21 protein-coding genes and 1 pseudogene are annotated in these 19,338 nt (G+C 70.9%); 13 read left to right on the top strand and 9 right to left on the bottom strand.

The window, feature by feature from the left end; genetic code table 11:
- Positions 1–204: 204 nt before the first annotated feature.
- Genes ACI79O_RS17075 through ACI79O_RS17065 form a run of 3 tightly spaced genes read right to left on the bottom strand, consistent with a single transcriptional unit; the run spans position 205 to position 2,208 of the window.
- On the bottom strand, positions 205–753 hold the full coding sequence (locus ACI79O_RS17075; RefSeq protein WP_456914731.1) for an N-acetyltransferase family protein: 549 nt from the start codon (positions 751–753) through the stop codon (positions 205–207).
- Positions 750–1,859 (bottom strand): alpha/beta fold hydrolase, encoded by a 1,110-nt coding sequence (locus ACI79O_RS17070; RefSeq protein WP_456890560.1) that lies wholly within the window; start codon positions 1,857–1,859, stop codon positions 750–752. Before ACI79O_RS17070 ends, ACI79O_RS17075 begins: the two co-directional genes overlap by 4 nt.
- Positions 1,780–2,208 (bottom strand): hypothetical protein, encoded by a 429-nt coding sequence (locus ACI79O_RS17065; RefSeq protein WP_456914730.1) that lies wholly within the window; start codon positions 2,206–2,208, stop codon positions 1,780–1,782. The genes ACI79O_RS17070 and ACI79O_RS17065 overlap by 80 nt, the downstream gene beginning before the upstream one ends.
- Positions 2,209–2,315: 107 nt before the next feature.
- On the opposite strand from ACI79O_RS17065, the gene ACI79O_RS17060 reads away from it, so the two are divergent.
- Entirely contained in the window at positions 2,316–3,086 is a 771-nt protein-coding gene (locus ACI79O_RS17060) for an SDR family NAD(P)-dependent oxidoreductase (RefSeq protein ID WP_456890562.1), read from the top strand.
- A gap of 48 nt (positions 3,087–3,134) precedes the next feature.
- Here the strand turns inward: ACI79O_RS17060 and ACI79O_RS17055 are convergent, their stop codons facing one another.
- Positions 3,135–4,028 carry an alpha/beta fold hydrolase gene (locus ACI79O_RS17055; protein WP_456914729.1) on the bottom strand — a complete coding sequence of 298 codons (894 nt, stop codon included), beginning with the start codon at positions 4,026–4,028 and terminating at the stop codon, positions 3,135–3,137.
- 65 nt (positions 4,029–4,093) lie between these two features.
- The gene (locus tag ACI79O_RS17050) at positions 4,094–4,516 is read right to left on the bottom strand and encodes a hypothetical protein (RefSeq protein ID WP_456914728.1); all 423 of its coding nucleotides are present in this window, start codon (positions 4,514–4,516) and stop codon (positions 4,094–4,096) included.
- Between the two features lie 201 nt (positions 4,517–4,717).
- Between ACI79O_RS17050 and ACI79O_RS17045 the strand changes: the two genes are divergently transcribed.
- Positions 4,718–6,214: an AAA family ATPase gene (locus ACI79O_RS17045; protein WP_456914727.1), complete on the top strand. Its 1,497-nt coding sequence runs from the start codon at positions 4,718–4,720 to the stop codon at positions 6,212–6,214.
- 32 nt (positions 6,215–6,246) lie between these two features.
- On the opposite strand, the gene ACI79O_RS17040 is transcribed toward ACI79O_RS17045, so the two are convergent.
- Entirely contained in the window at positions 6,247–6,480 is a 234-nt protein-coding gene (locus ACI79O_RS17040; protein WP_456914726.1) for a hypothetical protein, read from the bottom strand.
- 512 nt (positions 6,481–6,992) lie between these two features.
- On the opposite strand from ACI79O_RS17040, the gene ACI79O_RS17035 reads away from it, so the two are divergent.
- The 10 genes and pseudogenes from ACI79O_RS17035 to ACI79O_RS16990 all read left to right on the top strand — a co-directional run bounded on the left by ACI79O_RS17035 (position 6,993) and on the right by ACI79O_RS16990 (position 16,101).
- Positions 6,993–8,072, top strand: a complete 1,080-nt coding sequence (locus tag ACI79O_RS17035) for a hypothetical protein (protein ID WP_456914725.1) — start codon at positions 6,993–6,995, stop codon at positions 8,070–8,072.
- Between the two features lie 544 nt (positions 8,073–8,616).
- Positions 8,617–9,267 (top strand): hypothetical protein, encoded by a 651-nt coding sequence (locus ACI79O_RS17030; protein WP_456914724.1) that lies wholly within the window; start codon positions 8,617–8,619, stop codon positions 9,265–9,267.
- A 128-nt stretch (positions 9,268–9,395) separates the two neighbouring features.
- A pseudogene (locus tag ACI79O_RS17025) lies at positions 9,396–10,282 on the top strand (IS5 family transposase).
- 1,171 nt (positions 10,283–11,453) lie between these two features.
- Positions 11,454–11,786 (top strand): hypothetical protein, encoded by a 333-nt coding sequence (locus tag ACI79O_RS17020; protein WP_456914723.1) that lies wholly within the window; start codon positions 11,454–11,456, stop codon positions 11,784–11,786.
- A 136-nt stretch (positions 11,787–11,922) separates the two neighbouring features.
- Positions 11,923–12,759: a hypothetical protein gene (locus tag ACI79O_RS17015; protein ID WP_456914722.1), complete on the top strand. Its 837-nt coding sequence runs from the start codon at positions 11,923–11,925 to the stop codon at positions 12,757–12,759.
- Between the two features lie 59 nt (positions 12,760–12,818).
- Positions 12,819–13,460 carry a hypothetical protein gene (locus ACI79O_RS17010; protein ID WP_456914721.1) on the top strand — a complete coding sequence of 214 codons (642 nt, stop codon included), beginning with the start codon at positions 12,819–12,821 and terminating at the stop codon, positions 13,458–13,460.
- 99 nt (positions 13,461–13,559) lie between these two features.
- Positions 13,560–14,546 carry a hypothetical protein gene (locus ACI79O_RS17005; RefSeq protein ID WP_456914720.1) on the top strand — a complete coding sequence of 329 codons (987 nt, stop codon included), beginning with the start codon at positions 13,560–13,562 and terminating at the stop codon, positions 14,544–14,546.
- A 124-nt stretch (positions 14,547–14,670) separates the two neighbouring features.
- Complete coding sequence (locus ACI79O_RS17000) at positions 14,671–14,967, top strand: hypothetical protein (RefSeq protein ID WP_456914719.1); 297 nt, start codon at positions 14,671–14,673, stop codon at positions 14,965–14,967.
- A 153-nt stretch (positions 14,968–15,120) separates the two neighbouring features.
- Positions 15,121–15,390 carry a hypothetical protein gene (locus ACI79O_RS16995; RefSeq protein ID WP_456914718.1) on the top strand — a complete coding sequence of 90 codons (270 nt, stop codon included), beginning with the start codon at positions 15,121–15,123 and terminating at the stop codon, positions 15,388–15,390.
- Between the two features lie 429 nt (positions 15,391–15,819).
- Positions 15,820–16,101, top strand: a complete 282-nt coding sequence (locus ACI79O_RS16990) for a hypothetical protein (protein ID WP_456914717.1) — start codon at positions 15,820–15,822, stop codon at positions 16,099–16,101.
- Positions 16,102–16,203: 102 nt separating this feature from the next.
- Here the strand turns inward: ACI79O_RS16990 and ACI79O_RS16985 are convergent, their stop codons facing one another.
- Positions 16,204–16,944, bottom strand: a complete 741-nt coding sequence (locus ACI79O_RS16985; protein WP_456914716.1) for a DUF4145 domain-containing protein — start codon at positions 16,942–16,944, stop codon at positions 16,204–16,206.
- A gap of 36 nt (positions 16,945–16,980) precedes the next feature.
- Positions 16,981–17,262, bottom strand: a complete 282-nt coding sequence (locus ACI79O_RS16980) for an ATPase, T2SS/T4P/T4SS family (RefSeq protein ID WP_456914715.1) — start codon at positions 17,260–17,262, stop codon at positions 16,981–16,983.
- A 907-nt stretch (positions 17,263–18,169) separates the two neighbouring features.
- On the opposite strand from ACI79O_RS16980, the gene ACI79O_RS16975 reads away from it, so the two are divergent.
- The gene (locus tag ACI79O_RS16975; RefSeq protein WP_456914714.1) at positions 18,170–18,484 is read left to right on the top strand and encodes a hypothetical protein; all 315 of its coding nucleotides are present in this window, start codon (positions 18,170–18,172) and stop codon (positions 18,482–18,484) included.
- Between the two features lie 86 nt (positions 18,485–18,570).
- Here ACI79O_RS16975 and ACI79O_RS16970 read toward each other — a convergent pair whose 3' ends face one another.
- On the bottom strand, positions 18,571–18,807 hold the full coding sequence (locus tag ACI79O_RS16970; protein ID WP_456914713.1) for an ATPase, T2SS/T4P/T4SS family: 237 nt from the start codon (positions 18,805–18,807) through the stop codon (positions 18,571–18,573).
- Positions 18,808–19,338 lie beyond the last annotated feature (531 nt).

Here is a 19,338-nt window from a genome sequence, read left to right as displayed (position 1 = left end):
CTCCGGCACCGGGGGTCGTCCGGGCGCGGGCGGTCGCAGGCCGGGCGTGGCGCGACCCCGTGCTCGCGGGTCCTGACCGCCGGGAGTCCCGGCCCCCTCCGACAGCCGGCGGGCTCCTCAGCTGAGTCGGAGGACCTCCCTGCCCCCCACCGCTCGCGGGTTCGTGGCGGGCCCCTGCAGGGAGGCCGGGAGACGGGACCGGACTCAGCTCAGGTTCTGGCCGAGCGCCTCGTCGAGGCCGACGGTGGCCATGCCGGCCCAGGTCTCGTCGACGTGGTGGGCGAGCACCATCAGGTCGCGCAGGTTCCCCTCGCGGTCGCGGACGTGGTCGCGCAGCAGCGCCTCGCCGGTGAACCCCAGGTCGGTGAACAGGGCGAGCGCCGCACCCTGCTCGGCGACCACCTCCACGACCAGCTTGGCCAGCCCGTCGCCGACCGCCGTCACCAGGGCCTGCCGGGCCAGCCGCCGGCCCAGGCCGGAGCCGCGCCGGGTGGGGGAGACGACCAGTCGCACCTCGCCGACGTGCGCCGACCAGCCCGGCAGCGGGCGCACGGCGACGTAGCCCGCGACCTCGTCCCCGTCGACGGCGACGAAGCGCCGCCCGCCGCCGGAGCCGTTCGCCCACGACCGGACGACGGCGGGGTCGGTGACCTCCTCCTCGATGAAGGTCAGGTCGCCCTCGGGCAGGTCCCGGAAGAAGCGCAGCAGCGCGTCGGCGTGCTCGGGGCGCAGGTCGACGACGTCCACGCTCATCCCTCCTGCCCGGCCGCCCGGGCGGGCGCGCTCTCCTCGCTGCGCGTGCGCAGGAAGCCGATGATCTCCGGCACCGTGGTCTTCGCCGCCGTCCGGCCGACCACCAGGCCCATGTGGCCGGCGGCCAGCCGCAGCTCGTGCTTGTCCTCGGAGCCCACCAGGTCGATCAAGGGCGCGGTGGCCGCCGGCGGGACGATGTGGTCGCGGTCGGCGCGGACCGTGAGGAACGGCAGCCGGATGTCGGACAGGTGCACCCGGTCCCCGCCCACGGTCAGCCGGTCGGTGACCATGCCGTTGTCCCGCACGAGCATCTGCACCGTCTCCCGCGCGGCCGCGCCGGGGAACGGGATGTGGTCGTCGGACCAGCCGGTCATCGCCTGGTAGGCCGACACGTACTCGTCGCTCCAGAGCCGCTCCCACAGGGTCACGTAGCGGGTGACCTCGGCGGTCGGGGTGAGGGTCTTGAAGCCCTGGACGACGACCCGCGGCGGCACGTTGCCGTTCTCGTCGACGACGTCGTCGACCTCCAGCCCGCCGCGGAAGACGTCGGCCATCGGGCCCATCTCGGTGAAGTCCACCGGGGTGGCGAGCACCGTCAGGCTGCGCACCGGGGCGTCGGGGTGGTGGGCGGCGTAGAGCAGCGAGAGGTCGCCGCCGAAGCAGTAGCCGAAGAGGTTGACCTCGTCGGCGCCGGAGATCTCCAGCACCCGGTCGACGGCCGCGGGGATGTAGTCGTCGACGTAGTCCTCGAGCCGGTTCTGCGCGTCGCGCTCGTCGGGCTCGCCCCAGTCGACCATGTACACGTCGAAGCCGGCGTCGAGCAGTTGCTCGATGAACGAGTTGCCCGGCGTGAGGTCGAGGATGTAGCTACGGCTGACCAGGCTGAAGACGACCAGCAGCGGCGGCGAGTACCGCACCCGGTCGCTGCGGTAGTGCCACAGCTGGGTGCGGCCGCGCTCCCAGACGACGTCCTTGGGCGTCAGCCCGACACCGGGGCGGTCGACGCCGGTGACGAGCTTGATGCCGTTACGCGCGCGGAGGGCGTTGCGCTCGACGTCGCGCCGGACGCGGTCGAGGACCGCCTGCGGACTCGGCACCGTGGCCATCGGGTCCCTCCTGGATCGGGTCGGGGATCGCGGCGGTGGCCCGCCGCTGGGTCTCCAGCTGCACGGTCAGTCGCCGCACCTCGCGGTCGAGGGCGCCGATCTGGGCCCGCAGCCGGGCGAGGTCGCTGCCGGCGGGCAGGTTGACCAGGTGCCAGGCGCGGGCGGACAGGCCACGCGCGGTGCCCCGGGCCAGGTTCTGCGCCCGCCGCAGCAGGGTCACGCCGGTGGCGAAGCCGGGCGTGCGCACGAGGCTCTCCGCGTGCGGGGTCACCCGGCGCTCGGCGGCGTCGAACGCCTGCCGCCACAGGGGCGGCCCCGGCTGGCCGCCCGAGGTCCCGGCTGGTGTCATGACCGGCCTCCTCTCGTCCGCGGGTGCCCTACCCGCCCGCCGGGTGGCCTACCACACCCCCGGCTACCGTCCCGGGGACGGGAGCAGCAGCGAGAGGGGAGAGCGGCGTGGCGGACAGGACGATCCTGGACATGTTCCGGCTCGACGGCCGGGTGGCGATCGTGACGGGGGCCTCGTCGGGGCTGGGCGTGGTGTTCGCCCGGGCGTTGGCCCAGGCCGGTGCCGACGTCGCGCTCGGCGCCCGGCGCGAGGACCGGATGGCCGCCACGAAGGAGGCGGTCGAGGCGGCGGGCCGGCGGGCGATCACCGTGCGCACCGACGTGGCGGAGGTGGAGGACTGCCAGGCGCTGGTCGACGCCACCATGGCGGAGTTCGGCCGGGTCGACGTGCTGGTCAACAACGCCGGCATCGGCACCGCCGCGCCGGCCACCCGGGAGAAGCCCGAGGAGTTCCGCGCGGTCATCGACGTGAACCTCAACGGCTGCTACTGGATGGCGCAGGCCTGCGGCCGGGTGATGAAGCCGGGCAGCTCCATCGTGAACATCTCCAGCGTCCTCGGGCTGACCACCGCGGGACTGCCGCAGGCCGCCTACGCCGCCAGCAAGGCCGGGCTGATCGGCCTGACGCGCGACCTCGCCCAGCAGTGGACCGGCCGCAAGGGCATCCGGGTCAACGCGCTGGCGCCGGGCTTCTTCGCCTCGGAGATGACCGACCAGTACCCGGAGGGCTACCTCGACCAGCAGATGGGCCGGGTCCTCGCCGGCCGCGCCGGCGACCCGATGGAGCTGGCCGCGGCCCTGGTCTTCCTCGTCAGCGACGCCGGCGGCTACGTCACCGGGACGACGATCCCGGTGGAGGGCGGGATGCTCACCAGCTGAGCCCGGCATCCCGGGGCCCCGCCGTCGCGGCGGGGCCCCGGGTGCGGCTCAGCCCCGCTCGACCCGGTCGACCAGCGCGGCGATCCGGTCGACCAGCTGCGGCCACACCTCGCGCGGCAGGTCGTGGCCCATGCCCTCGACCACCAGCAGCTCGGCGCCGGGGATCGCCGCCGCCGTCGCCCGGCCGCCGGACACGTTCACCAGCGCGTCCTCGGCGCCGTGCACCACGAGGGTGGGGACGGCGACCCGCGCGAGGTCGGCGGTGCGGTCGGGGCTGGCCAGGATCGCGGCGAGCTGGCGGGCCACCCCCGCCGGGTTGTACGCCCGGTCGAACGACAGCCCGGCCCGCTCCCGCAGCCCGGACTCGTCGAACTCAAAGCCGGGGGAGCCGATGACGCGGTAGGTGTCGACCGCGCGCTGCACGGCGCTCTCCCGGTCGGTCGCCGGCGGAGCGAGCAGCACGCCGAGCGCGGCCTCAGCCGGTGCGCCGACCGCGGGGTCGCCGGTCGTCGACATGATCGAGGTCAGGCTGCGCACCCGGTCCGGGTGCCGGATGGCCAGGGACTGGGCGATCATCCCGCCCATCGAGGCGCCGACGACGTGCGCGCTGTCCAGCCCGAGGGCGTCGAGGAGCGCGGCGGTGTCCTCGGCCATGTCGCCCAGGCGGTAGGCGACGCGCGAGTGGTCCCCGCCCATGACGGCGAGCACGTCGGGCGCGCCGGCGGCGTCCAGGTGGGTGGACAGCCCGATGTCGCGGTTGTCGAAGCGGACGACGTACAGGCCTCGGTCGGCCAGCATCCGGCAGAAGTCGTCGGGCCAGCCGATCATCTGCGTGGCCAGGCCCATGACCAGCAGCAGCGGTGTGTCCTCGGGTGAGCCGAAGGTCTCGTAGGCCAGCTCGACGTCGCCGGCGCGGGTGGTCTGCACCCCGGTGTGCTCCATGGCACGCACGCTAACCGGGCGCCGTCCGCGGGCCCTCCCGGAGGGCGGGACGTGAGCCGCGGACGTCAGCGCAGCTGGAGCCGGATCAGGGACAGGCCGGACCGGCTGATCGCGTCCTGCAGCTCCTCGAGCGTCGGCGTACGGCCCACGGTGATCCGGATGCCCATCCGGCGCTGCGCGGCCCGCCAGCCCATCTCCTCGATGAGCCGCCGGTAGACGGCGGCCACCGTTGCCGGATCGATCACGAGCTCCGCGTGGGCCGGACGACGCCGCCCGCGGAAGGTCACCTCGATCTCGGCGCCCCCCGCGCAGTTGTGGCGCCAGCCGCTGTTGGTGAAGACGGTCGGGACGCCGTCCACGAGGTGGTAGCCGGCCGGGACGTCGTAACGCCGGCCGGTGCGCCGACCGGTGAGGTGGAGGACGAGCAGCTGGCCGCCGGCCCGGCCGCGGCGCACGAGGCGCCGCACGACGGGGTTGACCAGGCTCATGAGCGCGGTCGGGGGATGGCGGCGCTCGACTGCGTGCTGCTGGCTCAGGACGGCCTCCTCGATCGGCCCGGGTGAGTCCGCCCAGGATCGTCCCCTTGCGGGCGCCGGGCGACCAGGGACCCCCGGCCGCGGAGCCGCGGGCGAGTGCGGTGATGGCTACGCTGCGCCGCTACGTCCGACCGACCGGGAGCAGGTGGCGCTGTGGCGAGCGAGGCATCCGAGACCGAGGCCAGGGAGTTCGCCGCCGGGCTGCGGTCGCTGCTCGAGTGGCTGCACGTCCCGGGCCAGGGAGCGGGCAACGAGGTCGTCGCGCTCGTGCAGGAGACGCTCGGACCGGCCGGTCTGCAGGAGTCGGTGGTCGCGCGGGAGCTGGCGGCCTTCGAGCACGTCAACCTGCAGACCGCACTCGACGCCTGGGCCGCGGCCGACGGACGCACCGTGGAGGTGCGCGGCATCGTGCTCCCGCCGCACTTCATGGGGATCGACCTGCAGCAGCTGATGACCGGCGAGGGGCTGCCGCCGGTCCGGCTGAGCGCCCCCTCGGTGGTCGACCTGCCGAACGGTCCGGGCACCACCCTCGCCTGCCTGCGGCTGGCCCTGGTGCTGGTCAGCGACGACGCCGGCCGCTACGTGCTGCTGGTGCAGGGGCCCAGGGAGCACGAGCAGCCGACGCTGCGCGTCGAGGTCGCCGGGCTGCCGGTGCAGCGGGCGCAGGGTGTGCTCGCCGAGCTCGACCGGCTGCGCCGGGAGCTGAACGTGTACCGCGGCCGGCTGGTCGAGGTCACTCCCGGGCCGATGGGCCAGGTCGTGCTGACCTTCCTCGACCCGCCGGACCTGCAGCGCGACGACGTCGTGCTGCCCGCCGCCGTCCTCGGCCGGGTCGAGCGGCACTCCCTGGGCGTCGCCGGGCACCGCGCGGGCCTGCGGGCCGCCGGCCAGCACCTCAAGCGCGGCCTGCTGCTCTACGGGCCGCCGGGCACCGGCAAGACGCACACCGTGCGCTACCTGCTCGGCCGGATGGACGACTACACCCGGCTGCTGCTCACCGGCCGCTCGCTCGGCGTGGTCGGCTCGGTCACCGAGCTGGCCCGCGACCTGCAGCCGGCCGTGGTGGTGCTCGAGGACGTCGACCTCGTCGCCATGGACCGGTCCTTCGGCCCCGGCGGCAGCCCCGTGCTCTTCGACCTGCTCGACGCCATGGACGGCGCGGCTCCCGACGCCGACCTGCTGTTCGTCCTGACCACCAACCGGGCCGACCTGCTCGAGCCGGCGCTGGCCGCCCGGCCCGGCCGCATCGACGTCGCGGTGGACGTCGACCTCCCGGACGCCGCGGCCCGCCGCCGGCTGCTGGAGCTGTACGGCCGCGACGTGCCGCTGCGGCTGGCGGAGGACGACGTGGCGCGCGCCGTCGAGCGCACCGAGGGCGTGACCGCCTCGTTCCTCAAGGAGCTCTTGCGCCGCGCGGTCCTGGAGGCGCTGCACGAGCAGGACCCGGTGGCCGAGGTCACCGCCGCGCACGTCGACCGCGCGCTCGACGACCTGCTCGACTCCACCCAGCAGGTCACCCGCACGCTGCTCGGCGTGGGCGGCGGGCCGGAGGTCGCGGACGGCGACGTCGACGGTGACGGCTACGGCGTGCCCGGCCCGGCGCCCGCGGTGGTGGTGACGGGCTCGTACGTCCCCTACCGCCCGCACTGACCTCGCCCGAGGGCGGTCGAGGCGGCACGGGGTCAGCGGGACCGCCTGGCGGCCCTGCGCTCGGCCTTGAGCCGGGCCTCGCGGGCCCGGGTCTCGATCGCCTCGCGGGTGTCCCGGCCGTCCGTGCGGCCGAGGAACCAGCGCAGCAGCCGCGCGAGAGCGAGTTCGGGTCCGGCGTGGTTGCCCGTCCCGCCCTGGGACTCCTCGCCGAGGAAGCTCGGGTCGGGGGCGTGCCAGGGATCCTGGCGGGGGTCGGGGCGGGGCATCGCGGTCCTCCCGGGATGGACGACGTCCGCGGTGGTCACCGCGCACCCGTCGTCATCGGCCGCCGGCCCGTCGACTCGAGGCGAGCGCTCCGCCGGGACGAGGAGGGTCCCGTCGGTGCCCGTCTCCGGGCGGCCGGCGCGGCCTCGTGCGTCGTGGTCCGGGACCGACGACCGCTGCCGCTGATCCAGGCTCCGGCGCGTCGTCGTCCCGGGGCGCACGGACCAGTTCCGGATCCTCCCCGGGGCCGTTACCGTCCGTCGGGCCACCGCGACCGGGGTGGCGCGGGCACGGGGGCCAACATGGTGGGGGACCTCGTGGGCATCACCGGTGACGACTCGTGCGGGCAGTGAGCCGACGGGCACTGCTGAGCTGGGCGGGGGCCTCCGTGCTCGCCGCCACCGGCTGCGGTGCCGGAGTGCGGTCCTTCACGACGGCGACGGAGAGCGCGCCCGCGCCCGCCACCACCCCGGCTCCACCGCCTGCCGGACCCCCGCCGGCTCCGGTCCCCGCGGTGCGGCTGATCGGCGACGGGTCGACGGCCGACACCGGACCGCAGCCCCACCAGCCCGTCCCGCGGCGGCTGCTGCCCGGCGAGCGTCCGCCCCAGTTCGTCGTCTTCTCCTGGGACGGCGCGGCCAACCTGTCCACGGGTCAGTTCCCCCGGTTCCGGCGGCTGGCGCAGGAGATCCACGCCTCGATGACCTTCTTCCTCACCGGGCTGTACGCGCTGCCGGTCGACCACCGGATGCAGTACGCCCCGCCGCGGCACCCGGTCGGCTCCTCCGACATCGGGTTCCTGTCGACCCAGGAGGTGCTCGACACCATGGCCGAGGTCCGCCTCGCCTGGCTGGACGGGCACGAGATCGGTACCCACTTCAACGGCCACTTCTGCGGTGAGACCGGCGTCCGGTCGTGGTCCCCGGAGGACTGGACCAGCGAGATCACCCAGGCCAAGCGGTTCGTGCAGACCTGGAAGACCACCACCGGCCGCAGCGACCTGCCGCCGCTCCCCTTCGACTACGACGTCGAGCTGATCGGGGGCCGTACCCCGTGCCTCGAGGGCCAGGACGGACTGCTCCCGGCCGCTGCCGCGCTGGGGTGGAGGTACGACGCCAGCTCACCCGGCGGGCAGCAGGTCTGGCCCGGGAGGAAGCTCGGTCTCTGGGACTTCCCGCTGCCGTCGGTGCCCTTCCCGAGCAGCGATCCGGGCTCGAGCGGCGGCGCGCTCGCCATGGACTACAACTTCATGTACCGGCAGTCCCGGGGCGACGTGTCCGGTGACCCGGCGATGTACGACGCCTGGCGGCAGCAGGCCCGGGACGCCTACCTGGCCGGGTTCGAGCGCGCGTACACGACCAACCGCGCGCCGTTCTTCGTCGGCAACCACTTCGAGCAGTGGAACGGCGGGATCTACATGGACGCCGTGGAGGACACCCTGCGGGCCATCGCCGGCCGGCCCGAGGTGCGGCTGGTGTCCTTCCGTCAACTGGTGGCCTGGCTGGACGCGCAGGACCCCGCCGTCCTCGACCGGTTGCGGACCCTGCCGGTGGGCACGGCCCCGGCCGGCGGCTGGGAGTCCTTCCTGGCCTGACCCGTCCGGCGGCACCGCGCCGCGGACACGACGGAGGCCCCGCAGCGACTCGCTGCGGGGCCTCCGACCCGGTGTGCCCCCGGCAGGATTCGAACCTGCGCACCCGCCTCCGGAGGGCCATCGGGGAGCTCCGCTGACCTCGCTCTTCTCCGGCTATTAACGATCTGAGCAGCAGGAATGCCGTTGGTAGGTGGTGGCCCTTGAGGGGCCCAGACGGACGTTCTGCGGACCTCCTGCGGACTCCCTGCGGACTGTCCGCCGGTCGACCACGGACGCTCGAGACCGAGGACGAACACCGTCCGGGCGCTGACGGTGGCGCAGGCGGTTGCCTGATCCCGGCAGGCGGTTGGCGTGCTCCACCACTCGCTGCTCGGTGGCGGAGGTGCGGTGAGTCAACGGCTCGGCTTGCTGACTGGGTCGCCGTTCGGGCTGTCCAGGACGCACTCCGCCTCGACCGTCCATCGCGGACCGTCGTCCTCACCTGACCGGTGGGACGCTGGCAGGGCGTCCCATGGGGAGCGCTCACGGCGGCGAAGCTAGCGACGTGACGACGGCAAGTGCTGGTGAGGTGAGCGAGGACGAGCAGCGCTGGGCGCAGGCCCTTGCGCTGCTCGACCGCCTGCCCACCGAGGCGGGGGAGCAGCGGCTGCGGCGCTGGCGCCGGCGGCGGATCTGGACACTGCTGGCGCTGCTCCTGGCTTCGGTCGCCGTCATCGTCATCGTGACGGTGCTGCTGGGCGGCGTCTCTTCGCCGGTGTCGGCGGTGCCGCGCTGGCAGCAGATCGCCGGCTTCAGCGTCGCGAGCGCCGGGCTGGTGCTCCAGCTGACCGGCGTGGTCGCCGCGGTGCGGAGCACCCGCCGGGTGCGCGCCTGGAACAGCCCACTGGCCGTGCTCACCGCTGGGCAGCGCAAGGAGCTGGCCGCCGCGGTCCGTGGGCGGCGATCGATCGCGCCTGACCGGTTGCCGCTGGCGCGGCTGCTGGCTGAGTACTTGCTGGTGTCGCGCACCAGCGTGGTGGCCAACTCGGGCCTGGAGGTGCTGTTCATCGGGCAGTGGATCGCCGACCCGGCGACGTGGCGGGCGGTGATCGCCGTCGGCTACGGCGTGCTCCTGGCCATCGTGTGGCCGTTCCTGCGCCGGGATATCCGCGCGGCCCAGCGCTTCCTGCTCGCGCATCCGACGCCGACAAGGTGAAGGCTGGCCAGCGACCGGTGCACAGCCACTCGGCCGTCATCCGCGGACAGCAATCAACGGGGTGCTGGAGCCAGCCAGCTAGGGCGTGTCTCCCAAACGGTCCTGCGGTGAGGGTCGATTGTTCGTAGATGGCGCGGTCAGGAGTGCTGTCTGACGAAGCCTGGGCTCGGCTGGAACCGTTGCTGCCCAGCTCGAATGGGGCGCGCGGACGGCCGTTCCGAGATCACCGTCAGGTGCTCGAGGGGATCGTCTTCCGTTATCGCACCGGGTGTGCGTGGCGGGATCTGCCCGAGGAGTTTGGGCACTGGCAGACGGCGTGGAAGCGACACCACCGGTTCAGCCTCGACGGCACCTGGGACCGGATCCTGACGGCGCTGCAGGCTCAGGCCGATGCCGCCGGCGAGCTGGACTGGACGGTGAGCGTGGACTCCTCCATCAGCCGGGTGCATCAGCACGGCGCCACCGCCGCCCGGTCAGGCGGCCGTGTGGGGGACGACGCCGACCAGCGGCAACGCCGAGCCGGCTGACCACGGCCTGGGCCGCTCCCGCGGCGGGCTGTCGACCAAGACCCACCTGGCCGTCGACGGCCGCGGCCGACCGCTGGCCGTGCTGGTCGGCCCCGGGCAGGGCGGCGACTCGCCGATGCTCGGCCCACTGCTGGCCGCCGTCCGGGTGCCCCGGCTGGGGCCGGGTCGACCGCGCACCCGTCCGGATGCTGTGATCGCCGACAAGGCCTACCCCGCCCGCGGCCACCGCGCCGACCTGCGCCGCCGAGGGATCACCGCGGTGATCCCTGAGCCGGCCGACCAGGCCGGCCACCGCCGCAATCGCGGTTCACGAGGCGGGCGTCCGGTCGGCTACGACCGCACCGCCTACCGGCGCCGCAACGTCATCGAGCGGGCCTTCAACCGGCTCAAGTCCTGGCGCGGCATCGCCACCCCGCTACGACAAGCACGCCACCGTCTTCCACGGCGCGCTGGTCCTCGCCTCGATCCTCATCTGGCTACGGGATTAGAAGACGCGCCCTAGGTCACAGCTTCGACCGGAGTCAACGGGAAGACGTTGTAGCTCTTTGTTCCCGTCCATACACCTACAAACCCGAGACAAGCGAAGTAGCCGTTCAGTTGCCAGATTCCGTGCATCTGAACCATTCCCATCCTGTCAGGGCTGGAGCGGCCTCCCTGAATCGTGAATTGAGCCCATGTCGGCGGGTTTTGGGTGATGCGAGCCAATTCAATCAAGGACATATGCGAGTGGCTCCGGTCCACAGGGACCGTAAATCCTCCGTTGTCTGGCTCAAGCCAGGTTCCAATTCCCGCGTCGAAATACGCCGGGTCAAGCGTGATCCGAATGCGCACTTTGCGTCCGGCGTTGTCTTCTAGGAACTGCAGCAAGTCCAGGGCGTCCGCGGGTCCGCGAATCACACGTCGATCCTCATTCGGAGGAAAACCCCAACTAGGGACGCGCGTGGGGTCAGCAGGAAACGGTCGCCTCCATGCCCTGTAGGCCAGTATCAAAGCGACAATAGCCACCGCAAGCGAGACAAACGAGACAAGCAAGCTCGCTAGATCGATAAATCCCGAAGCGTCGTCCGGCGCGTCCTCCATCTCCCTAGATTAGAGCCCCGCGCCGTTCGGACAGTGGGGTCGCGATCACTCGAACCGAAAGGATGTTCTGATGCCCTCCGGCGGACACTCCCGATCCGGCCCAGCCCCCGACCCGACCTCCTTCCGGTCCGCCGCCGCCGGGGCCTCCGGTGGCTGGACCCCGATGACCCAGCCCCCAGAGACCCCTCCGGCATGGCCCCTTGGCACGCCGAGCCCGGAGGAGACCACCGCCTGGTCCGACCTCTGGACCCGTCCAGCTTCTTCCCTCTGAGAACGCTTCGGCCTCGTCCACGACGCCGCCGTCCACGTCCGGACCGCGGTGGCCTTCGCCGCTGGCGGTTACTCCAACGCCGCCCTCGGCGGCCTCAAGGCCCGCCAGGCCGACAACCTTGGCCTCACCGTCGCCGGGGCCGCCCGCAACCGCTGGTCCTGGCCCTCCGCGACCCCGGCACGCGGTGACCGGGCCGTCCTGGTCCCAATGCATGGCGGTCCCGACCGCCCGGCCAGGACGTCCGCCCGGGACCGTTTCCGGCGGACCCCCGCCGCCTTTCAGCGAACCCCCGCGACCGAGGAGACCTCGTGACCACCACCGCCGATCAGATCGCCGCCGCCGAGGCGACCCTCGTCCACCTGCGTGCCGAGGCTGAGCGGCTGGCCGCCGTCCTCGCGGAGGCCAAGGCCGCCCAGGAGACCTATGGACATGCGGCCGGTGATGATGACGAGCCTGATGTCGCCTCGGCCGCTGAGGAGGTTCGGGCCGAGGCCCGCCGCCGCTACCCGAAGGTCACGGGCGGCCCCATGACCGGAGCGGCCACCGAAACGAGCAATTTCGCCAGCACCGAGGATGTCCCCTCCACCGCCGCCGAACGTGGACGGGCCGAGGCCCGCCGTCGCATGGCCAGCCCGGCCTGACTCCGACCTTCGCCGACCTGTCCGGCTCCACCCTCGAGTTCCGGTCAACGTCACAGGCTCCCCTACGTTCCGGCGGCGCCCGCCGCCCTAGCCCAGCGTGACGAACCTGTCGGCGGGCGGACCTACGGTCGGCCGCATGCCCGCCCGTAGGCGCCGTTGCCACTGGTGCAACGAGGACATCTCTGAGAAGCGGACCCACGCAGCGTTCTGCTCCCAGCGGTGCAACAACTACTACGCCCGGCGACACGGGACCCGAGCCAAGGTCTGTAAGGCGTGTTCAGCGGATCTCTCGGGCCGCCACCCGAACGCACACTTCTGCGATGATGAGTGCCGGAAGGCGTTCCGCCGGGCGTTGACGGAGTCCCTTTGGTTATCGGCCGAGGAAGAGTCGGTCACATGCCAGGTCTGCACCGGATGCCAGGAGGAGAAGTCCCTGGCTGAGTTCGGCCGCTCCACCGGCAATTCCAAGGATGGCTACCACCGGAAATGCCAGGTGTGCCGAAATGCACAACACGCCGGGTACTACGAGCGCAACAAGGAAGCCTTGGACGCCTTCCGTGATATATCCCGCGCGGAGGACCGAGCCCTTCTCGCTGAGCAAGGACCGGGCTACAAGGCCGTCTGGTCAGTCGAAGTGCGACGCGAACGGAACCGTCGGTGGGTCTGGGATTACAAGAAGGCCCACCCCTGCGTCGGCACTCATGAAGGGTCATGCCCCTACAACGCCACCGACCCGCGTGTCTTGGAGTTTGATCACATCGGTGACGACAAGGCCGCCAACGTCTCTGCGCTGGTTTACGCGCCAGCGCGGCCAGAGCGACTGGCGGCCGAGGTCGCCAAGTGCGCCGTGCGCTGCCGCAACTGCCACGCCGTCGTGACGTGGCACCGCGCGGGCGGCTACTCAGCGCGGTACCACCTCGCCGAGGCGTCGGTAACCGACGACCAAACGCCTGCAACTAGTGACCTGCCCTAGCAATCGTGTCGGATCGCAGCCGAGACCGCTCCAACCCCTACCCGAACTACCGTCACGACGTGGCTGAGCAGCAGGACCGTCGAGACCTCGTGGATCAGATCGGCGGGGATGTCCTGGCCGCCGGAGTTGGCCTCTTCCTTCCTATCCCCGGCGTCGGCGTGCTCACCGAGCGCGTGGTCCGACGCGTCCGCGAGGAGACCGAACGCCGCCGCTCGGTGGCCCTTACGGCCGCCGAGCGTGTCTCCGGGATGACTCGGGAAGAGATCGGTGAGCGGATTGGTGACAACTCTCAACTCCTCTCCCTCGTCACCCGCGTTCTCCACGCCGCTGGCATGAACGGCCACGACGGCACCCTCCGCGCGATGGGGGCCGCCCTTGGCCACGCGGCGGCCGACCCGGGTACCGCCGATGAGGCGGAGGTGGTTCTCACAGCCTTGGCCGACCTCACCGAGCACCACGCGCGCATCCTGCTTCTCCTGACGCGGCAGCCGCCAAGGATGTCTGGGACGTCGCTCATCTGGACGTCAGAGTTGGTGCGCGAGGAGTCGGATCTCGCTCCCCGGCTCACGATGCTCTGCCTCTCTGCGCTTGCCGCCCGAGGGCTGGCGGAGACCGAGTCTGGCCTGGAGATTTTCGTCCACCGGATCACTCCCCTTGGCCGAGACGTTCTTGCGGTCCTGGAGGAGTACGCCGCCGACTGAGCCGTGCGCGCCGAGGACAGGACCGACGACCAACGACAACTCCACGATGCGCAAGCGCGTCGCCACGAGGTGTCAGTACCTCGACCTACCGTTGGCGCTGTGGATCTCGCACGCGGCTACAACCTCTCCCCCTCCGTCCTGTTCCGGCTCCGACTCCTGGACTGGATCGCCGACAACGGTGGACCGATGGGTGTCCTCGTGGACCTCGCCCCCCTGTTCAATGACCAGGAACCCGAGGATGCAGAGGCCATCGCAGGGAGCCTTAGGTTCCTGCGGGAGGACGGGCTGATCGGCCTCAACACGCCCCTGGGTTATCGCGGCTGGTCCTGCTTCGTCCGCCCGGCTGGGCTCGGCCTCATCGAGAAGTTGAGGACTGCGCGCGGCGACCTCCTCGGCCGGCGCAAGGCCGCCCGTGACGCCTTCTTGTCCTGGCTGCACGACCGCACGTTGCACGGCGACCCCCACCCGCAGTTCAACGACTTCTATGCCAGTGACTACGGCACCTACTACGGACACGAGTTCACCTCCGACGAGATCAACACGGCGGCCCGGTGGCTCATGGATGAGGGCTACATCAAGGGAACGGCCACCTTCGGCGGCGGCTTGGCACGGCCGAGCATCACGACGCGCGGCGAGCGGGTCCTGGAGTCCGGCCGGTCCGTCAATGACTTCTCCCCCGCCGCTGCCAACATGCCCACCGCACCCAGCGACGCCTCCACCGTGAACAACTACTTCAACGTGACCGGCTCGCCCGGCGCGGCCATCGCGGCGAATAGCCCCGGCACCGTGCAGACGGTCACCGTGACCATGACCGAGGACAACCGTCGCCAGGTGGCGGCCGTGGCGGACCAACTCGAGGCCCTCGTCCGCCTCGGCGCGCTGGGCCTGGACGAGGAGCAGACCGCGCAGGCGGAGGCGGCCGTCGCCGAGTTGCGTCAGGTCACCGACCAGCCTGTCGTGGAGCCGGGCGTTGTCCGCCGGGCGCTGGAGAGCGCCAAGGATGTCGCCGTCTCTGGCACCGGCAGTGTCATCGGTCAAGGCGTTGTCGCTGCCGTGACCCAGGCTCTCCAGGCCATGGGGCTATGACGAGAGCCTTCCCCCGAGGTACTGGCGCGGTCTGCCTGTCGCGCTCGGCAACGCCGGTCTCCCACCCTGGCACGTCCGACGGCTACTCAGTCTCTAACCGGCACCCATCAGCCACGATGACCCGGTGGATGATGTAGAGGCCGCCCTCCAGGCCCTAGGCCAACTCGGCCGGTGGATCGGCCGAGCGGATGCGGACGCCGAGATGGTCCGCGTGGAGATCCGCCGGGCCGCCCGGCAACGCGGCATCCGAGTCCGGACCTTCATCGACGCCATCGGCCGCCCTCACGCGACTACGCCGGACGGACTCCCCGCCGAGGAACCGTGGCGAGGTGCCGCCGTTCACGCCTACGACTCCGGCGTCATCGACGAGGTTGTTGCGAACGCGATGGAGAAGTACCGAACACGGCCCAAGGAGGACTGAACTGGACGCCTTCGCCGCCCTCGTGCGGGACGCCCTCCAAGAGTTGAGCCGCCCGTCCACTACCTCGTCAGGCCCAAGGACGGCCCGCGGCGCACTTCCGGTGACCAAATCGCCGCCCTCGCAAGAGTCCTTCCCATCTCCGAGGTCGCCCTCATGAAGGCCGCGATCCGGGCCTCTGACGATGTCCCTGCCGATCTCGGCAGTGATGACCGCGCGCAGGATCTCTTAGAAACCGTCCGCGCCTTCTACATGGACCCCGGCATCAGCCCGGCCGAGAGGGATCGGGTGACGGGAGGCATCTTCCGGATCATGGCGGACTGGTTCCAGCGCCCCGACCGCCGTGAGGCGGACCCCGAGGTGAACACCGACGTCCCACTTCCCGACGTCGCCCTCTGGACCTCGCTGGACCCATCCGGGACGTAGGCGTCGCTAGCGGCCCTCTGAGGAGCCCTCGGACCGCCCTCGCGCTGGCCCATCCGCACGATCCTCAAGGCCCTCGGCCTCCCTCGTGGAGGTCGAGGGCCTTCTCGCGTTACACGACCTTGCGGCGGATACGGTCGGCCTCGACGGCGTCCACAAAGTGGCCTCGGCCCCACTCGGTCGGCATCGAGTAGTGGACGTGAGCGACCCATGCGCGTTCCGAGTCCAGCCGCCACCCGTAGAGGAGGCCCCGGTGCCAGCCGCCGTCCCGGGCCACCTCGACGGGGACCGGCTCCGCCTTCATCACCCAGCCAGCGGAGCCGCGTTGGCTCTCCATTACGACGTCACTGATGCACCGAAGACGCTGCCGAAGTAGACGACCCACGCGATCAGGACGCCAAGGAGTACCGCCCGGCCGCGTCGCCACCGGGCATGGCGTCGGTCCATGTCACTCCGCAGGCGGCGGTGCCGCCCTGGGCCTTGGCCTCGACGTACCTGAACGGCCCAGAAGCCGACGAGGGTGACGACGAGGACGCCGACGACGGAGAAGACGATCGGCCCCGGGTCTGTCAGGAGGGCAACGACGAGGCCGGACACGGCCCCGCTGGCGACGTCACCTCTCCATCCGGCGTTCCGCATCCATCCCGCGATCTCGTCCGCTACCGGCTGGTCTTCCCGTTGTGTCACGGCTTCGACGCTATGGCCGGAAGGTGACGCCCCCGGAGGGCATGGGCGGCGTGTCGCTCTCCCCGGAGCCCAGCGCGACCAGCGATCCCAGGACCCCCACGACACGCCGAGAGTCGTCTGTAGAGCGGACTACCAGATCCCCGGCCGACCTAGCAGGTCGGATGCGGAAGGAAGGCCGCCTGAGCCGGATTCTTCGGCCGCCCCGCCGTTGTCCTCTGGCTCGTCCTTGAGCAACCCACGCGCGCGGCGGAGTTGCGCGGGCAACTCGTACTCAGCATGGATGAGGTGACGCACGAACTTGCCCAGTTCCTCGGCCTCCTTGGCCGTCACGTCGTCGTAGTCCTCGGGATGCGCTCCTTCGTTGCCCAACTGGTTCAAGTGATCCGCCCACTCCGACAGGGAGGGGTGCAGGGAGTTGTCAGCCTTCATGTGCTTGAGCGCGTTCTTGAGATGGCGCTCTTTCTTGGCCGCCTCGCTGCCCTTGTCCTTGACGAAGAGGCTCAACGCCGACCGGAACATGACCGCCGCCGCCCGGTTGGCACCGATGCCGAGGCAGCGCATGCCCTCGTCGTAGGCCGACGCCACGCCCTTGTTGACCTGCCGGTCCAGGAGGCCCATGCCGGGAGCCGGATACCAGTGAATGCCCCTACCTGTCTCGTCGGTGATGACGGCCGCAGTCCGCTTGCAGCCGGAGCACTTCAGCGTGGACAGCGCGTGCGTGTCGATCCAGCCGACGGGATACGGACCAGGCCGACCCGCCAGGCTGGCTCCGCCCGAGACATCGAAGTTGGAGATTCGGCCGCACCACGGACACGGGCCGGTGGGGTCCCTTGGCGTCGGCAGCGTGTCTGGGTTCGACTCCTCCGGCATGCGACCCAGTGTCCCAGTCGGGCGGAACTCATCCGTCTACCGCGCTTCAGTCATCTCCGGTAGACCGCTGTTGAGCGCGATGAGCAGGTCCAGGCACTCCTCCTGCCGCACCTCGCCGACCACGATCCGCGAGGGCCGCATCCGCAGCGCCTCCTTGACCAGCCGGCGCAGCGGGATCTCCCCCGCACCCTCGAGGTTGGGCTGGCGGGTCTGCATCGCCACCACGTCGGGCAGCGGCACCCGCAACTCGAAGACCTGCTCACTACACAGGACGTCGGCCGCAGCGACCGCCCCCCAGGATGCGTAGTTTTTACGCATCGCATGTGTCGTCCTGGTGGTCCCGGGCGTAAGCTCCACTCGTCACCTGGAGAGCAAGCCACCCCGCCGAGGTGGCACACCGGTACACGAAGGGAGGTGACAAGCAGATGCCACGCAATGGCTCAAATGTCCACAAGACGACTGGGAATGCTGCTCAGAACAACAAAAGCAATGAGCAGGTCCGGCTGTCCCTGAACGTCAATTCAGAGGTCGCGGACACCCTCAAGGGATATGCAGATCGGGAAGGAGTGTCAGTCACGGAAGCGGTACGTCGCGCCGTTTCCGTATTCCGCTACGTGGACGAGACGCAGCAGCGGGGTGCATCGATGGCTGTGAAGAACGCGGACAACAGTCTCGTTGAGGTCCGCTTCCTCTAACCCTGCACGAAGAAGGGAGTTCGATGTTGAATCTGCGAAGGAGCGCACGCCGTTACGCCATATGCGCGCTATTTATGGCAACGGCGTTCGCCGGGTTCGCGGTATCCATGCAACCCGCAGTCGCCGCAACACATTCCTCTAGTTGGGATGCGGCAGGGCCTTGTCTCGGGGAAGCGCAGCCTGACTGCGCAGGTGTACGAGCAACCAGCCCAGCGATCGAATCGGCAACTGTCGAGCAGTCGTCCGCAACGGATCACACCTGGGGAGGGGCTCAATCGGTAATTTGGACTCACCTAATGAGTCCGGTTAACCCCGTGGCCGTAATTGCTCGATGCGCGGATTTGTGGGGAATAGCGGACCCAACCGTGCACTGCCTCCCGGTTGAGTTGAGGAAGGGAGGTGAATACCTAAATGCGCATTGAGGCCGATCTGACGTCAATTCGTCGCACGCAGCGGTGCGACACGGTGCGCATGTTGAACTAGCCCCGACTGCGGGGACTACGTCTCCGCACCACCGAAATGGAGAAGAAATGCCCACCACTCCGGGTGACAAGGTCCAGCGGCAGGACCAGTCGGAAGCGGGCCTGAACGACATCCCGTTCATGGAGGACGAGCCCATGGCGCCGGGTTACGCCCAGCTGCGGGTGGTCCACACCGACCAGATCGTGATCGAGAGGTGGAGGGTCAAGGTGGCCCTCTCCTACCTCGTGTTCACCAGCATCCTGTGCCTGACGGCCATCCTGATCGAGCCGTCGAGCGAGGTGCGCCTGGTGGTCCTCGCCGTATGGGGATCGACCAGCGCGGCTGGCGGCGCACTCCTGCGTTGGGGGTACCGCCGCCCGTAGCCGAACAAGTAGGGCGGAGGGGCAGGAAGCGGAACGGACGCGCTTCCTGCCCCTCCGCCCTCACGTTCAGGGTCCGGCGGGATCTTTCACAGCTCGAAGACCTCCTCGCAGGTGATCACCCGCTCGCGCGCCGGGACCGCGGCCACCAGGCAGTTGAGCAACGTCGTCTTGCCCGCCTGGGTGCCGCCGGAGACCAGCACGTTCAGCCCCGAGGCGACGGCGGCCTCGAGGAACCGGGCGGCCTGGACGGTGAGCGTGCCGGTGGCCACCAGCACGTCGAGGGAGTGCGCCTGCAGCACGAACTTGCGGATGTTGACCGCCATGTGCCGGCGGGTGATGTCGGGACCTTGACGCGTCGCTCGACGACCTCGACCGCCGAGCCGCCGTAGGCGGCGGCTCGGGTTTGCTCTCAGACATAGTGCCGGCAGGTGGCCAAGCACCACGTGGGGATCGGCCTTCAGCCTGCTTGGGAGGTCCGCCCACCACCCACACATCGGGTCGGCGGCTCGGCGGTGCGTTCCGTCCCGATCGCCGCTAACTGCCCGTGGCCTGGTCCCCCGGACGGGGCGCGTTCGGCCTGCTGACGCCGTTGGCGCTCGCGTGCGGATAGCCAGGCTCGGTCCTCGGGCCGGTGGCCGGTCCCTCTGCCCTGCACGCTGCCGACGGGCCTCCGGTAACCCGTCACAACGAGTTCCGGGACGCCGAATGCATGAGGTGTGTCCCTCTTAGAAGACGTTGCGGAAGTAGGTCGTCGGGCTCTAGTTGACGACCTGGCATCGGCGCAGGCTGCCGGCCATGTCGTCGCCGGTGTCTTCCCCACCGCCGCGGCTGATCAGTGACGCGCTGTGGGCGCT

This window comes from Geodermatophilus sp. SYSU D00696 (assembly GCF_054050235.1).
The sequence above is the reverse complement of the archived record's forward strand: the minus strand, read 5'-3'. Positions and strand labels throughout refer to the sequence as shown.